Origin of the sequence: Phocaeicola sp. RTP21198st1_B8_RTP21198_201120 (assembly GCF_040929485.1) — a bacterium.
GTDB classification, from domain to species: domain Bacteria; phylum Bacteroidota; class Bacteroidia; order Bacteroidales; family Bacteroidaceae; genus Phocaeicola; species Phocaeicola dorei.
Window position 1 is genome coordinate 1 of record NZ_JBCOCI010000032.1, and the last position, 16,734, is coordinate 16,734.

A 16,734-nucleotide genomic window follows, 5' to 3' on the forward strand; every position below is an offset into this window, starting at 1 on the left:
ATGGCAAAATCCTGAGCAACTTTTTGTTGCTCAGGTACTTAAAAAGTTTAATTTATAATAGTGTTGCGGAATTAAGGCTTTTAAAAAAGACAAAGAAAAATAATCATACTTCTCAATAAATTCAAAAGTATAACGTTCAGGCCGTATAAAGATAAACAAAACAGGTTTATTCCATAGAAAACCTATGCCACCCCAATTTACTGTCATCATATTATAATTGTCCGATGCGCCTGACGTAACAAGTGCCCAATTATTACTAAGATTTTGCACAAAGCTTTTATCCAAATTATTCAAGTTACCTTTTGTCATAATATTATTCGATTATTTGTTTTATATAATTAACCAATACATTAAGTTTCAATTCGTCATTTGAATATGATAAATCGGGATTTTTTATTATTGATTTATCACTATATTTCATGCCAGCTTCAACGAATATCCCCATAATAGGATTCACTTCCAAAATATAATTTCGCTTATTCCTGTCTGTAACAATATCTACAATTGACGTTGTTATCTTCAAGGATTCAACTGCTTTTTGGGCTAAACTAATTTGTTCATTAGATACAGAACATGGCCTCATTATTCCTCCAGATGAGATATTTGTTTTGAAAGTATGAGTTTTTTCTCTAGCATAAGTTCCGATAACATTTCCGTTAAATATCTCAATTCGATAATCATGGTCTCCAAAATCAATAAATTCTTCAAAATAAAAATTATCGACATATCCATTTACAAACTCTTGAAAATCTTTGAATGTTTCATAACTAGTAAACTTCTGGATACCTTTTCCCCCATGTCTATTACGAGGTTTTAAAATCACAGTTTTAAATAAATCGAATATCACCTTGATTTTGTCGTTATCTTTATAAGGAATCAACGAAGCACGGGGTACGGATATGTTATTTTTTCTTAAGATGAAATTTGATACAAATTTATCTCTAGCATTTATGTGCGAATTATAGGGGTTAATTAGTTTAACTCCACTAATGCTAAGTGCATTTAATATCTCCAGCTGATGTTCCGATTGTTCATCTGCATTCATGTAATACAAACAATCTAATTTGGTTAAGTCATATCCATTACTTGTTAGTATTTTATCATTTACTATGTAGCAATCTCGTAAATCAAAATCATTCAGTACAAAAATGTTGTTTTTTATCAGTTTTGATTTTAAACGTTCTTGAATGATATCACCACCATCATTTTTATACATCCACAACCCTACTTTTTTCATACGAATTCATTTTGAATTGTAGTGTACAAATCTTTACAATATCCGCATTTAGCGCAATTTTTGTCGCATTTCATTTTTTTATAAATTAATTCATTGAGCTTATTATTGGGGATATTGATAACTCTCTGAAATCGATTATCCAATATATCTAAGAGATTACCATCATAATATTCATTTCCGTAAGCTTTTATCATATTAACAAGAATATCATCCTCAATTGTGCGACCAACCAATTTGAAATTGTCACATATGCCTTCATAAAGTTTTAAATCTTCGGGGCGAATCACGTTGTTAGTTAAAAACAAGTAAGGATTATCCAGATATTTTTTAGTGCATGAAGATGTATAGTCTATATCATAATTTCTATGGTTTGCCTTTGATAAATGAGCATGATGAAACCGTCTATAAGGACAATTTCCTAGGCAAACCTCATTTACAAGTATTTTTAATGTGGCATGCTGTAAATTATCCTTCATTAAAATTAATTCCTTCAAGTCGTGATTTATACTCACTGAAGGTACTATAATATCGGCTCCTAATTCCTCATAATACAAAGCTGATCTCACATTAGATATTTCAGCAATAGTTGAAGCTACTACAATTAAATTAGTTTTCTCTTTTGCCAGAGAAATCAGAAAAGGATGCGAGCAAATGACTTTATCAACTCCAATACTTTCTAATTCGCAAAGGTAATTTGCAATGTCATCCCACCAAATTTTATCACTTTTTTCTGGAACTCCACTTGGGCTATTTAAAGTAATCGAAAGAGTTATTCCATGTTTATGGCATATTTCAATATTCTCTTTAATCTTCTCATAAGAATCTTCATATTGAAAACGCCCACCATAGATTTTTCCACTAAGACCTCCTGTATAGACATCACCTACTTTATTCGAAGAATTGATAATTTTCAACAGAGTATCTTTTTTCCCGTTGAAACCCACTGATAATTGATAATTCATAATTTTATTTTTTTTTATTTGTTAATCAATATTTAATATAGCAATATTCGAATTGCAATTTGAACAAAATTCATATCTGCCAACTTTGTCTTTCTTATGCTTAATTATATCCTTGAGATTACTATTGCGAATATTAGCCACAATACACTTTCCGGAGAAATCTTGAAAACAACCTAATATGTCACCGTTATAAGTAATAAATAGACTGCTATCACCTACAATACAATACTTAGGATTAGTAAGCTTATTTCTTTTATAATCATTAATATAATCGCTACTATTACCACCATCATATTCTGATTCTGAAGATCTTAAACCTAATTTTTCTATTATATCATGTCTAAATTCCTCTTCTTTGGCTTTTACTTCATTATCTCCCGCTCTATTCCATAGCGGAAACAATCTAAATTCTCTAAAGCCAATCTCCCGCAGTTTTTCTACTGTAATCTCTAATCCTTCATAAATTACACTTCCTCCAGTCAAATGTATAACAGTTTTATACGCATGTTCGTTACCCAGTCGTTTTATATTGTCCCATATTTTATTATAATTCAATCCACAATGTACTTTCTTGAATATTTTCTCATCGTAAGAACTTACAGAAAGTCTAATTACATCAATATATTCTCTAAAAGTATCATTCACTTTATCAGTCAAATTATCAGCAGTTGTTACTACTGCTAATTGGGTGTTTGAATTATTTTTTATAATACGAGACAGTTCATGAAATTTTGGATGTAAAGTTGGTTCTCCTCTTCCTGATAAATCAATTTCCCAAAAAGTATCATCCAGTTCTTTTGATATGATATTTACCAAATCATCATCTATAAATTTATTTTTAGGAACATGTTTTCTTGGACACATAGAACATGCAGCTCTACACTTTGTAGAAATTTCAAGGTTTAATAGAATTTTTCTCATAAGATATTATTACATTTTAGTTGATATTAATATGTTAGATAAAGACTCGAATATATAATCAACATCCTCTTTCGTGTTATATACATGAAATGAAAAGCGTATAGCACCACCATCAATGTGAAATTTTCGATATAATGGCTGCGAACATTGATACCCGTGATTAATTACTATATCATAATTTGTCGCCAATATTTTTGCAACTTCCAAACTATTTAGAATAGTATTATGAGGTAGTATTGAAAAGATAGGAATATGTTCTTTTGATAAAACAAATGGAAATTTTACAAAATCAAATTGTCTAAACTTATCAACTATATACGCATTTAGGGCCCTTAGGTGATTATAGATGGCTAATCTATTATTTCTAAAAAAATCGAGTGAAGCACCAAGTCCAATAATACCTTCTATATTAGGAGTTCCTGCTTCAAAACTATAAGGAGGATCTTTATATATAATATTCCGATTACTATAAATTCTATTTACCATTCCACCTCCGAATTTTAAAATATTCAACTTATCTAACAATGAATCTTTACAATATAATACACCAACTCCTGATGGACCGAAAATCTTATGTGATGAGAAAACTAAATAGTCACAATCTATTTCTTTTACATCAATTGGTATGTGACTAATAGCTTGAGTAGCATCAACTAATACATTTATGCCATTTTGATGTGCAATATCAATTATATTCTTTATAGGTTGAATATTACCTGTCACATTTGAAATATAAGTTACTGCAATAAGCTTGGTCTTGCATGTTATATTATCTCTTAGTTGTTCTATATCAATATACCCATATTCGTCTATTTCCAGACTAATAACTTTAGCCTTCTCAATCCAAGGTAAATAATTTGAATGATGCTCTAATATAGAAACAATTATTTCTGAATCATCTTCATATTCAATACCATTTGCTACAATATTAATACTTTCTGTCGCCCCACTGGTAAATACTATTTCTGATGAATTTGCACCTATAAAAGCTGCTACTATATCTCTTGACATTTCAACTTTCTCAGTAGCGGTTTCTGCAAGTAGATGTAGTCCCCTAAACACATTTGATGTTTCAAATGAATAAAAATTGGAGACAGAGTCAATAACAGTCTTCAGTTTTAATGTTGTTGCAGCACTATCTGCATATATTATATGTTTTTTTTCAAAATAATTGATTATAGGAAAATGTGATTTCATTTTATATTGTTTTTATAATGGCAAATTTTCCTGAGATCTCAGGTCTAATGGATTGTTCGAATATAAAGTTAACAGAAATATTTGTACCGAAATATTCATTTATTTTAGCTTTAAAATCTCTCCGATGTATTTGAGGGATATCCTTTTTATTAAATGTTGTATATCTAAATATGAGGTTACCATTTTTTTCTTCTAACAATAATTGGTAGACAAATATCAAATTATTAGATAATGAATATACAATCTCGTCAAGATCACCATAAGTCATCACTGTTTCTCCAAAAGTTATTATATCTTTCTCTCTACCCATGACCCATTGAATGTTAGTTGGCGTTCTTAATCCACATTCGCATTTATTGTTACTGCTCGTTGCTTTTACAATATCCCCTGTTTTATAATTCACAAATGGCATAAAAGGGTTTCTTAACGAGGTTACTATCAAACTGAACAAGTCTGTTCGATTTTTGAATGGAATTAATTCAACTTGAATTAAATCATCGCATAAATGCATTTGTCCACACTCACATTCACATAGGATATATCCAATTTCAGTTGAACCATAAAGATTGAATATTGGGCACTTAATATGTGACTCGATAAATTTACGTATATTTTTTGTACAGTACTCATATGATAAAGAGATAGCCTGAGGCGTATACTGAAAGTTAATCCCATAATCTGATATTTTATTTAGCAATATAGATAAATAGATTGGATCAACATCAATATAAAGAGGCTTAAATAACTCTATTTCATAACATATTCTTTCAATATCAGTTTTCTTCCATGTATTAGGATCTGGATGAATATTTAAGAATAAGGTATTATGTATAATTCTTTCCTCGTAAGAAGGTGTCTCCAAATAACAAGCCATATTTGAACATATTGCAGTAGTAAGTATAGCTTTTTTCCAATTATTTATTTCTTTTTGCATAAGATATTTATTATAATTGGCCGTTCTCTTGTATTCTCCTTTCCACCAATCTTTCGGTCTAACTATTTGCATTCTTTCACTAGTTGAGCCAGAAGTATATGTGCTTTCATAGTTTTCACACATAAATGCCTCTTTTATTTTGTTAGACATCCATTTGTTAGGGAAACTTTTCATGATCATAGATTTATCAATAATTACTAATTTATTTAAGCTATTATTAATAAATAAATCATTAATACTATTATAGAATTCAATATCCTTGATTGATTTTCTTATTTTTTCTATCATGATAGTATATATTTAATAATTTTGTTATACTCGGTGTAATTTGTTAATATATTTTCAATATGCCCTTGAAAACCAATAATTTTTTGTTTATCGCTACATAGTTCAATAGCTTCCACAATACCATCTGCTGAATAAGCACTCGCTACAATATTCATTCCCAACTTTTTTATACATTGATGATGCGTAGAAGAGACCGTATATTCTTCTATATCTAATAATTGATGAAGAATTGTATTTTTTTTAATCTTTATACTATGATATGGAATCCATCCATCTTTCCTAATTGAATGTTCTAAATATGTATCTATGTTTTGACATAAAGTCCCTCCTTCTGATATATTTATTATTTGCATTCCTCTACAAATGCCAAGTATAGACTTTCCTAATGATTTGCTTATACTATATAATTGGATTTCAAAATAATCACGTTCTAAAGTTGGATTACATGCATTATATTCATAATAGTCATAATTTATTACCTCATTGTAAAATTGTGGATGAATATCTTCTCCTCCAGTCAGGATTAGAAAATCAATCATATTTGCCATCTGTTCAATTTCACTTATATCTACAGTAGGTGATAAGATAATTGGAATGAGATTGTAACTATGAGATATTTCAATAAAGATCCTATTTATGAATATAATAGGATAAGTGTTATTCGTTGCCTTAGCTTTGTTCCCAACAGATGAACAAATTCCTACAATTTTTCTTTTTTTCATTTTTCAAAATCTTATTTGGATTTTAAAAAATCTCTCCACTCTGCCATAAAATATTCCTTCTTGTTCTTAATGCTTAAATATTCTATGGCTGGATTGATTTCTTCAATCATCTGATTTATTAAAACATCAACATACTTTTCTTCACCAAATCCACGAGAACGATACTTTTCTTTGATAATATACAAAATATTTATTGATATTCCCGTTAACCATTTTTTGCTTTCCACAATTTTCGTGTCAAATCCGTTCTGTACAACATCATCTCTCAGCTGAAAAAAATTAAAATTAATATTATTCAGATAGCTAGAGACTTCATTAACAGCCTGTTTTAAGCCAAAGTTAAACACTGCAGGGTAAATCAATCTATTAAATGGCTGCTGACAATCACTTCTAATTTCAATAGTTCTACGATTAGTAATTGCAACATTTTGATATGAACGTAGATATTTATAATCATCAACCGAAGGGTGTATCCATGTTTCACTTATACAATCTTCATCAAATTGTAATCCCTTTACCTGTTTCAATGTTACATATTGATTAAAAGGAATTTGAGATAATAATATAGGCTTTGACTCTCTATACACCATAAATATTAATTTTGAATTATTGAAAGCGTTCAAATCTTCAATATCATTAAATTCTTTCGATATTAATATATTATTACTATCTCTCCCATGACTACTAAATTTCCAAATATAGTCCCTGTAACATAATATCGTTTTATTGCTATTTACTATATGTGGACTGTTTGAGAATAAAAGAGCATTAATCCAATTACACTTATTATATGTATTAATTATTTTAATTAGATCTTCGTCTTTATAGTCTATATGTGATTGAGACGAACATATCTTTGCTATATTATCGTTTCCGTGAAATTCTCTAATTAATTTGTAATACGGATTATTCACATATTTAAATTGTATATTAAAAGGAGCTATGCCATGAGAAATTAACATTAATTCATAATGATCGATGAATAATGAAAAATCATATATAGCAGTATTGATTATGGAATGCAAGCTTAGAATATCATATTGAGGGTCTATTGAAAATTCTATAATACTATATGTAAATTCGAATGATATTGTTACACCTAATTCATTTTTTGCTTTTATACATATTCCGTTGCTATCTTTCTGCATCGAAATGAATCCACTATTATATTTCAAATATCTGGATATAATATCGGGCATATAGAAAGTTTCATCGCTCTTATGACAAATAAAAAATTCAAGTTCTACACCTATTTTCATTTTTATAATTAGAATTTATATCGAATAAATGATTAAAGCGTTCTTTTCCTATCTTTGTGGTCTAAAAAGTTCAATTGATGTATTACGACAAGATTCGCCACCGTCATAACCAAGTGCTGCTACGACAGGGTTACCCCCTGTTGAGTTTGATGCCTTGCTAATAACTTTCAAGTACCATTGGGATGAAATTGCGCTATTTTACTCTGGAGGGTAAAGTGTGTCAACGTATTTTTCTTACAACAGGAAGACCAGTGTATCGCCTTTGGTTCAAGATTAGATGTTCTTTATATTAAGTATACCTGAAGACCAATCCTCTTCAGAAACTCCATGCCTTCCAGTTTGAAATGACCCGGCCTTAAGCCAATAGGTGGATTCACCTTCTTTCAGAAATTCTCCGCCATACATTGAAGACACTTGGTGAATTGCCCGACCGTAACTCCAAATGACTGATACACATTCTTCAAAGATGTGAGGATGTTCTGTTGGATGGAACAGAGAGAACCATTCAGAGTCCTACGGACGAAGACAGGCAGTCAGCATGTTATAGTGGTAAAAAAACTCATAGCATAAAGAACAACCTGCTTTGTATCGGAAACCTTCGGATTGTGTGGCTTAGCTCCACATACGAAGGTCATTGAAGTGTGCATGCCCCAAAAAAACCTAAGGGAAAAGAACTTATAACTGCTGAAAAGCAAGAGAATAGGCGAATTTCCGGAATCAGGATTAAAGTGGAACATGCCATAGGTGGTATGAAAAAATGTCGTATTGTTAAAGAACGATTCAGATGCCATAAATTCGGTTTCGAAGATATGGTAATTCTTATTGCTTGTGGATTACACAACTTTAGAATAACTCACAAAATGAGCCATATAACAATTTAATCTATATAATGTCTATTGTAATGCTAACATTATTCGTTCTATTTATCACTCATTTGTAATAGTTCTCATTTTTTCTTGAAGTAATAGTAATTGAGACTTTGAATCTTCTAATTTTTGTTTTTCTCTTTTTATTATACTTTCAGGAGCTTTGTTAATGAAAGAATCATTTTTAAGCTTTTCTTCTATTTTACTTATAAATCCTTTGAAATATTCAATTCTGTCTATTATATTATCTAAAAGATTTTCATTTTGGCGATTTATATATCCTGTAATAAAAAATTCACTTGAATATTCTATAAATGAATATGAATTTTCCACTAATTCATCAGTATATTCAACAAGTGATAAATTGCACATCTTTTTTATTATGTCAATTTTGAATGTACGCTGATTTGATCTAATAATCAACTTTAAAGATTCTTTGTGAGAAATCTTATAATCTGTCCTGAACTTTCTTATTTTTGAAATTATGCATTTTAATTGCTCGGATTGATCAATTATATATTTATCATATATCGGATTACAATCCCATTTTGATGTGGCTAGCAAACCAGAACTATTATATTTCATTCTAGCCCATATTTCTTCTGTCACAAATGGGATAAAAAGATGTGCAAATTTTAATATTGCCGAAAATATTATATTTGTTGATTCCATTGTTGTTTTATCAATCTTTTTAGAATCAACAGGCTTTATTATCTCTAAATAATATGGACAGAAATTATCCCATATCAACTCATAAACATTATGCAAAGCATCTGACATCCGACAATTTTCTATATTATGTTCTATTTCTAATTGAGTATAAGAAATGAGATTAGTAAACCATTCTATTGCTTGCTGAGAGTAAGTAGGCTGTTGCAAGTTGTTATCAACGGTCCAACTATTAATCAATTTATAAGCATTCCACAATTTATTTACAAAATTTCGTCCTTGCAAACATTGCTGTTCGTCAAAGATTATATCGGTACCTGCAGGTGCACACAAAAGCATTCCTACACGTACTCCGTCTGCTCCATATTTATTTATTAAATCAATCGGGTCCGGTGAATTACCCAAAGATTTAGACATTTTTCTTTTAGACTTATCTCTGACAAGACCTGTAAAGCAAACTTTTTCAAAAGGTATTTCATTTTTCCAATATAATCCAAACATAATCATTCGTGCTACCCAAAAAAAGATAATATCAGGTGCCGTTACTAAAACATTAATTGGATAGTAATATTTCAATTCTTCATTATTCTTATCATGAATTCCACCAAATGACGATATGGGCCATAACCAAGAAGAAAACCATGTATCCAAAACATCTTCGTCTTGCTTTAAATCAGTAATGCTTAAATCTGGATATTTTTGTTTGAATATGATATAAGCTTCCTCTATATCTTTGGCAACTACATATTCTCCGTTATCAATATAGTAAGCTGGTATTCTTTGTCCCCACCATAATTGCCGAGAAATACACCAATCTTTAATATTGTTCATCCAATGTAAATATATATTTTTGTATTTATCTGGATAAAACTTGATCTGATTATTTGTTACAACATTAATTGCAGGTTTTGCTAATTCATTCATTTTACAAAACCATTGTGTTGATAATTTAGGCTCTATTATGGAGTTTGTTCTTTCAGAATATCCTATATTATTAATATATGGAACTTCTTTAACTAATAATCCTAACTCCCTTAATTCTTTCAAAATATTAGCCCTGCATTCAAAACGATCTTGCCCTTGGAATTTCCCACCAAGTTCATTTACGGTCCCATCATTGTTAAGAATATTGATAATGTCAAGATTATATTTTAGGCCTATGCAATAATCATTAATATCATGTGCAGGTGTTATTTTGAGTACTCCAGAACCAAACTCTGAATCAACATAATCATCAAATATTATTGGTATTTTGCGTCCTATAATAGGTGTTATTACATATTTATTTCTTAAATGGATGTATCTCTGATCATTAGGATTAACGCATACAGCAGAATCCCCTAAAAGAGTTTCAGGTCTACTTGTAGCAATTTCTAAAAACTGGTTACTTCCTTCAATTAAGTATCTAATATAGTACAACGTAGATTCAGTTTCTTTGTATATAACTTCTTCATCAGAAAGAGCAGTTTGAGCTTTTGAATCCCAATTAACCATCCGAACACCACGATATATTACACCTTTCTTATAGAGATCAATAAATATGTCAATTACTGATTCGGACATATCATTATCCATTGTGAATTTAGTTCTTTTCCAATCACATGATGCTCCCAAATATCTTAATTGTTTTAAAATTATCCCTCCATGTTTTTCTTTCCAATCCCATACGTACTTCAGAAATTCTGTTCTTGAAAGATCATTTTTCTCTATTCCCTTTTTTTGTAATGCACTAACAACTTTATTTTCTGTTGCAATTGATGCATGATCCATTCCTGGAAGCCAACAGGCATTATAATTTTTCATTCTAGCATATCTTATAAATGCATCTTGAATTGTATTATTCAAAATATGTCCCATATGCAATACGCCTGTTACATTCGGAGGAGGCATGGTTATAGTGAAAGCTTTTTGTTTGTTAGGAATAGAATCAAATACGCCTGAGCATTCCCATTTTTTATACCATTTTGATTCAATTTCATTTGGATTATAATTGTTGTCATTCATAACTATTTATTTTGATAAAATATTTGCTCTTTATTATAAGTCAATTAATCAAAATATGATTATTTTCTGTCGATAATCTTTGATTATAAATAAGCAGAAGAACCATAGTGAATATACACGATACTAACCATGTCTCTTTAGCTTAAATAAACTTCGCCACCATCCACTAGAATTTCTGCTCCGGTTGTAAAACTAGAGTCTGAACTGGCCAGAAACAATACTGCTTTAGCCACTTCTTCAGGTGTTCCTAGTCGATTCATCGGTATAGTGCTTAATTTTTTTTCCCACTCCACTTGCTGAAGTGTGTTACCTTCGCCTTTCAATTTTCTATAAGCAGGTGTGTCAGTCGGGCCAGGACTAACAACATTCACTCGAATTCCTTTTGTAACAAAATCTGCAGCTAATGAACGTGCTAAAGAACGAACTCCAGCTTTGCTTGCTGCATAAACTGGTGACTCTGCTACTGCTAAACGTCCTGCAATCGACCCCATTAGTACAATAGAACTTGGATTACCCATTAATGGAAGCATACCCTGTATTGTAAAAAACATTCCTTTCAAATTTGTATCCATGAGCCAGTCCCAGTTCTCTTCTGTGACTGAATTGATTGAACCAGAAGAGTATTGGCCGGCACTAATAAATAGTACATCAATATAGCCAAACTCTAGTTCAACTTTCACAACTAAATCTTTGATTTGTTCCATATCAGTAACATCACATTGATAGGCTGATGTTCTGCCTCCAATTTCATCTGCTTTAGATGTTAAGGTTTCAACATTTCTTCCAGTTATAATAAGGTTAGCTCCTTCTTGGGAAAAAGCTTTGGCAGCAGCTAATCCTATTCCGCTATTGCCACCAACAACTAAAACATTTTTTCCTTCAAATAAATTACGTGTCATAATTAGTTCACCTCCTATTTAATTTGTTAAGTATCCAACACATAAGAATGAATAAGTTTTATGTGAGTGTGCACGATTATTTTTTATATAGCTGCTATAAAAAGTGTTATTTATTTCTTCAATAGCAACTTAGAAATCTTATTCAGACTTGTCCTAGATACACAGAATCTTTATATTTTTAATTTCCATTTTAGAGTATTGTAAATACATGTTCTTTATCAAACAGTAAGTCTGTGGTTTTACTCTACACTTGTAATTATTTAAGTAGAACCCACTCTTTGACTGGTCGATCATTTAAATATAATCACTTCTCTAAAATTATTAGATATATCACATTTTTCCATTTTTGAGGTATTCAAATCAACTACAGCTGTAAGATTTACACAGCTAATACTTACACCAAACTTTTTCTTACCTTTTATTTCAATTAATATCCCTTCATAACCACATAACGGTCCATCTATAATGCGAATTTTATCTCCAGAGCTAAATTCATTGTTTCTCAATATTTCCACATCCATCTCTTGCATTATTTTTAATGACATTATATCATTGCCTGAAATTACAGCAGGAACTCCGGCACAAGTAACACAGTAACAAATACCATAAATCCTGTTTATGTCAAAAATATCATTACGCGTAGCTAAAACAAAAATATAGCTTGGGAAGAGAGGTGACTTGATAAGTTTACGTTGTCTATTTCTCCAAATCTTAAATTCGCTTTTGAGTGGCAAAAAAGATTCATAGCCTAATGAAAGTAAATATTCATTCACTTTTTTTCTGCTCTTGGAGATGTATAAAATACATACCAATTCTTCTTTTTAATTTCCTTCATTTCGCAATAATAAAATAGGTACAAAAAAGTTGGTCAGTTAGCAACTAGGCTATCAGACACAATTTTATGGAGTGCAAAGAAAGCAAAAAATAAACAATACGTACTGTTTAATGATGAATAAATTCTATGTATTAAGAATAATTAATACTTTTCGAATTAATCGACGGCTACTAGTGCATGTCATTATACTAATAGTTTGCATAAATTATTATATAAAGGTTACGCGAAACTGTAATTAGAGTTGGTAAATAGTCGATTTAAAGTAAGCTCCCGATAAAGTACCTGTATAAATTCATAGAATCACTATATGCATCTAATGTCTGGAAAGGATCACCGTTTAGGTGGTATCTTTCCTTGTTCAAGGCAGTTTTACCCGCCATGCTCTATTCATATTATATAGAACTTCAATTTTTGACTGCTGTTTCCGACAGAAAGAGGTGTGAAGCTCATGCCCGCACCCGTTCATCTTATTACTGCTCTTATTCGTATTTCATTCATTTTTTGGTTCTCCTTTCTTCCATTTTATGGGATTTTACTGTTTCTGTTCACGGCAGGGCATAGCTATCCCATGTTGCTGTCATGCCGCTTTTTTCCGGTGTATGTCGCAATGCTTCAGTACAACCGTATATGTGATGTCACTACTCGTTACTGTAGTGGGGCTGTAAACTCTCATCCGTCCGCAATGCTCGCAGAAATACAGATTTTCGTATTCACTTTCTGCCTGTTGCAACTCGGCTTCTTTTATTTCGCTTTCATCCCGTCCGAAGTATTCTTCCGGCAGGTTGCCTTTGTTGGAATAGAAGCCGTAGTACCTCACGATGCGGAAATAGCGCAGGGGAATGTGTCGCAACAACCGGGGAAGAACTCACGGTAATGCAGTGTCAGTTCCTTTTGAACCGGGTTTCTCCTGTCGGGTGAGTTTTTGTAATCACGGTATCGGAATGAAATGTTCTCACCGTCCATTGCCGTAATCTTGTACTCGCTCAGACACGCCCGCTTGGAATACCTGCCTACATATTGTATCACCTGCTCCGGCATCTGTAAGGGCTGTTCCAAATGCACTATTCAGTCCTTTTTCTTCTCCACCTTTTTGATGAAGCCCATAAACCATAAACTCCATGAGGTCGTGGAAATCATACTCCAGCCTACCCGTATCGAACAATCTAATCAACGCATTTTCAAACTTGTAACGGAACACCTTGCGGATAGAGGGATATGCACATAATCATGTTCGGGAACGACTATCTTATTGCCGTTGTCGATGCCGCCCCATGACATAATCATGTGCGTGTGTACATGAAGCTGCTTTGTTTCCCCATAGGTATGCAGTACGGCAATCACCCTGGTTTTCAACCCGAACTTGTGCATCATCCAGTCTTTCAGCGTATCTGCCGAAGTACGCCTCACAAAGTCCAATAGGATATGTGACAAGGTCATCACCACATGGCGGTGCGGCACTCGTAGTATCTTTTCTTTCATACGAGCCGCCCATTTCAGCGTGTCACGCCAGCCACATGACGGACAAAAGCGGTTCTTGCAGCTATGACTGATTTCCCATATCTCGCCACAATCGGGGCTGGCATATATGTCTATTCCCAAAGCAGTTGTACGGCACACACGGATAACATTCACCGCCTTATACTGTTCGAAGGTGATGTACTCAGTCGGGTGTTATGTGTACTCGTCCCACTACCGATTGAAGAAGTCGGATAAACGGTACTTTTTCGTTTTGCAACCGTCTGTGTATATATCGTTTAACAAATCTGTCATACTTGTGTCGTTATTCCCTTTATTTTTTTGTTAAATCCTTATAAGTCGATGATTTATAATTGCTTTAATTGCTTGGATAAGTTTATAGCGATTCTCTGTTTATGATATGTTTTTCATTAAAGTATTGTTAGATTCCTTTGGGGCTTCTCTATTTCCAATAATTGGGTGGTAACTTTTTTAGTTTTTTCCCTTATCTTTTTGTAATCATGGTAACCAAGCAATTATATCGGTAAGCCATTCTCTGGGATTAACTTGAAATGCCTAGCATGATACTAACAATGAATATATAATAGTTGTGTTTTTCCATCGCCTTATAATTTCTGCAAAACAAGAAGTTTTTAGATGATAAAGTTATTGGCTAGACTGCATTTTATCGGGTCGAGAACTTACGAAATAGCAAAGAAAGAAAAACGAAAATCTAAATAAATGCCACTCTGACTATGCTTGAGCAATTAGAAAAAGATAAATGTACCCCTTTTTTGTAGACTGATTAGCTACGTAAGTGCGTAACTACTCAGGTATCTAAATCAACTTAATTACCTGATTATCAATGGTGATAATTTTATAATATTAAGCATTTTAAGGGTAAAACCTGCAAAATGAGTTTTTCTCAACGATTTAGTCGATTGATAATAAGATATTTAAGATACCTGAGTAGTTACCGTAAGTGCTATGTATTGTTAATGTATGTTAAATGCTTACTCTAAAAACAAACAGTATAGACTGTTAATTAAAATAGTTGTATATTTGCACTCAGTGTGAAACATGCAGATAACTTATGTCTAATTTTAATAGTATAATTATGAAAAGTAAAATTTCAATGCTGTTATTTGTTGCTGCTTTCGCGGCAGCATGTACAAATGAAATGGAGGAATTCGCTAAAGATTCTTTTGAGAATGTTCCAGAAAATGCCTCTTTGACACGGTCATGCCTAAGTGATACGATTGATTTGGGAGAACTTGTGTCTCTTGAAGAAACAGAAGAACTTAAAGAGTTGAAGGCACGTTATGAGAAAATGTACTCTAACAATCGGAAAGTACAAGCTCTTGATGCAACTGTAGATGATTTCTTTTCATCTAACATCTATGCGATTCGAGAACTTCCGGTAACGATTAAGGTTCGTACTGTCGCAAGTGGTTCTACAACTTCAAATTCTTATCTTTTCTGTGATGGAGCAGGAAAAGAGGTTACATTGGGAAATTCATCGACATCATTAGGAAGCCGGTTTTATCTTAAAATTCTTCCGGCAACATCTGGCATTCCATATTTGATATATTCTAGTGCCTCAAACACACCATTATCTGTCGGTTATTACACAAATGCTCCAGATGATAAGATTCTGATGACAGCAAAAGATAATTCAGGGTCATTATATAGTGCAGGTTGGGATCTTATACCATCTACTTATAAAGGGTACTTTTCTATTCAAAGTGAATCATATTTAGGACAATCTGATCCGAATAATAGTTGGTCTGTTTTTTATCACGTACTTGAGGCTAAAGCTAACAATAAATTGGGATATGCCCAGAGAGTAAATTACCGCGCTCAACAAGAGTTTTTAATTACTCCTACAGCTTCATTTACTTTGCAAAATGTAACCTTTGATTTGGAAAATGCAACAATATCAAATGGCGCAGTAATATCTAAGGTAACTAGTTTGACAAACGTACATGAATATACTACAAACGAAAATCTTACAATAAATTTTAATGCAGAAGAAACATCCAATTTCTATGAAACGGCAGGTACTTTAAAAGTTAACATTTCTTCTCCGTCATCCATTAAATTTCCACGTCCTAGACCTATTGCAGGAAAAGCTGTATTAATGGGTGATGAGTCTAAAGATGCTATTTATTCAAGTGCTACGCAAAAATTATCTGCTCCAGTAGAATATTCTACGAGTATTGAAATGAAACCGAGATGTTTATTGCAACTGACTACTAAGTTTAAAACTTTTATACTTAATGTCCCTTATGTTGCTGTTGCAAAATACGGGGACCGTGAAATAAAAGTAAGAGGAACATGGAGAGGTTATTCTGTTGCCGATCCAGAACTTAACAAACCAATTAATGAACCTCACTATTTTGATTTGGAAACAGGTGAGGAATTAAATTATTCTCTATCATTTGATCCTGAACGTAAAATTTATGTAACAAAATAATATATAACTG

Annotated in this window: 11 protein-coding genes and 3 pseudogenes; 2 read left to right on the forward strand and 12 right to left on the reverse strand. The window is 32.0% G+C overall.

Translation table 11 applies throughout. The features are described from left to right. Positions 1-81: 81 nt before the first annotated feature. From AB5935_RS12890 to AB5935_RS12925, 8 genes and pseudogenes are all read right to left on the reverse strand, one after another. A pseudogene (locus tag AB5935_RS12890) lies at positions 82-309 on the reverse strand (flavin reductase family protein); the annotation flags it as partial. A gap of 4 nt (positions 310-313) precedes the next feature. Beyond that, positions 314-1,237, reverse strand: a complete 924-nt coding sequence (locus AB5935_RS12895; RefSeq protein WP_008667086.1) for a RimK family alpha-L-glutamate ligase — start codon at positions 1,235-1,237, stop codon at positions 314-316. Next, positions 1,234-2,199: a U32 family peptidase gene (locus AB5935_RS12900; protein WP_005836178.1), complete on the reverse strand. Its 966-nt coding sequence runs from the start codon at positions 2,197-2,199 to the stop codon at positions 1,234-1,236. The genes AB5935_RS12895 and AB5935_RS12900 overlap by 4 nt, the downstream gene beginning before the upstream one ends. A 21-nt stretch (positions 2,200-2,220) precedes the next feature. Next, a complete protein-coding gene (locus AB5935_RS12905; RefSeq protein WP_005836176.1) occupies positions 2,221-3,120 on the reverse strand; it encodes a radical SAM/SPASM domain-containing protein in 900 nt (299 codons plus the stop codon). Positions 3,121-3,129: 9 nt separating this feature from the next. Continuing rightward, positions 3,130-4,317 carry an aminotransferase class V-fold PLP-dependent enzyme gene (locus AB5935_RS12910; RefSeq protein WP_005836173.1) on the reverse strand — a complete coding sequence of 396 codons (1,188 nt, stop codon included), beginning with the start codon at positions 4,315-4,317 and terminating at the stop codon, positions 3,130-3,132. 1 nt (position 4,318) lies between these two features. Then, on the reverse strand, positions 4,319-5,539 hold the full coding sequence (locus tag AB5935_RS12915; protein WP_368327451.1) for a hypothetical protein: 1,221 nt from the start codon (positions 5,537-5,539) through the stop codon (positions 4,319-4,321). Further along, positions 5,536-6,261 (reverse strand): gamma-glutamyl-gamma-aminobutyrate hydrolase family protein, encoded by a 726-nt coding sequence (locus tag AB5935_RS12920; protein ID WP_005837662.1) that lies wholly within the window; start codon positions 6,259-6,261, stop codon positions 5,536-5,538. The genes AB5935_RS12915 and AB5935_RS12920 overlap by 4 nt, the downstream gene beginning before the upstream one ends. 11 nt (positions 6,262-6,272) lie before the next feature. Next, the gene (locus AB5935_RS12925; protein WP_005837663.1) at positions 6,273-7,520 is read right to left on the reverse strand and encodes a hypothetical protein; all 1,248 of its coding nucleotides are present in this window, start codon (positions 7,518-7,520) and stop codon (positions 6,273-6,275) included. 482 nt (positions 7,521-8,002) lie between these two features. Between AB5935_RS12925 and AB5935_RS12930 the strand changes: the two are divergent. Continuing rightward, a pseudogene (locus AB5935_RS12930) lies at positions 8,003-8,401 on the forward strand (transposase family protein). A gap of 45 nt (positions 8,402-8,446) precedes the next feature. Here AB5935_RS12930 and AB5935_RS12935 read toward each other — a convergent pair. From AB5935_RS12935 to AB5935_RS12950, 4 genes and pseudogenes are all read right to left on the reverse strand, one after another. Continuing rightward, on the reverse strand, positions 8,447-11,059 hold the full coding sequence (locus AB5935_RS12935) for a valine--tRNA ligase (protein ID WP_005837664.1): 2,613 nt from the start codon (positions 11,057-11,059) through the stop codon (positions 8,447-8,449). 137 nt (positions 11,060-11,196) lie between these two features. Next, positions 11,197-11,958, reverse strand: a complete 762-nt coding sequence (locus AB5935_RS12940; RefSeq protein WP_005837665.1) for an SDR family oxidoreductase — start codon at positions 11,956-11,958, stop codon at positions 11,197-11,199. 290 nt (positions 11,959-12,248) lie between these two features. Then, positions 12,249-12,770, reverse strand: coding sequence for a UpxY family transcription antiterminator (locus tag AB5935_RS12945; protein WP_080597356.1), 522 nt, complete (start codon positions 12,768-12,770; stop codon positions 12,249-12,251). 600 nt (positions 12,771-13,370) lie between these two features. Continuing rightward, positions 13,371-14,563: pseudogene (locus tag AB5935_RS12950) on the reverse strand (transposase). 802 nt (positions 14,564-15,365) lie between these two features. Between AB5935_RS12950 and AB5935_RS12960 the strand changes: the two are divergent. Then, the gene (locus tag AB5935_RS12960) at positions 15,366-16,724 is read left to right on the forward strand and encodes a hypothetical protein (RefSeq protein ID WP_227225147.1); all 1,359 of its coding nucleotides are present in this window, start codon (positions 15,366-15,368) and stop codon (positions 16,722-16,724) included. Positions 16,725-16,734: the final 10 nt, after the last annotated feature.

Coding starts and splice junctions, on each gene's coding strand:
- AB5935_RS12895 (WP_008667086.1), bottom strand. CDS start 1,237: ATGAAAAAAGTAGGGTTGTGGATGTATAAAAATGATGGTGGTGATATC.
- AB5935_RS12900 (WP_005836178.1), bottom strand. CDS start 2,199: ATGAATTATCAATTATCAGTGGGTTTCAACGGGAAAAAAGATACTCTG.
- AB5935_RS12905 (WP_005836176.1), bottom strand. CDS start 3,120: ATGAGAAAAATTCTATTAAACCTTGAAATTTCTACAAAGTGTAGAGCT.
- AB5935_RS12910 (WP_005836173.1), bottom strand. CDS start 4,317: ATGAAATCACATTTTCCTATAATCAATTATTTTGAAAAAAAACATATA.
- AB5935_RS12915 (WP_368327451.1), bottom strand. CDS start 5,539: ATGATAGAAAAAATAAGAAAATCAATCAAGGATATTGAATTCTATAAT.
- AB5935_RS12920 (WP_005837662.1), bottom strand. CDS start 6,261: ATGAAAAAAAGAAAAATTGTAGGAATTTGTTCATCTGTTGGGAACAAA.
- AB5935_RS12925 (WP_005837663.1), bottom strand. CDS start 7,520: ATGAAAATAGGTGTAGAACTTGAATTTTTTATTTGTCATAAGAGCGAT.
- AB5935_RS12935 (WP_005837664.1), bottom strand. CDS start 11,059: ATGAATGACAACAATTATAATCCAAATGAAATTGAATCAAAATGGTAT.
- AB5935_RS12940 (WP_005837665.1), bottom strand. CDS start 11,958: ATGACACGTAATTTATTTGAAGGAAAAAATGTTTTAGTTGTTGGTGGC.
- AB5935_RS12960 (WP_227225147.1), top strand. CDS start 15,366: ATGAAAAGTAAAATTTCAATGCTGTTATTTGTTGCTGCTTTCGCGGCA.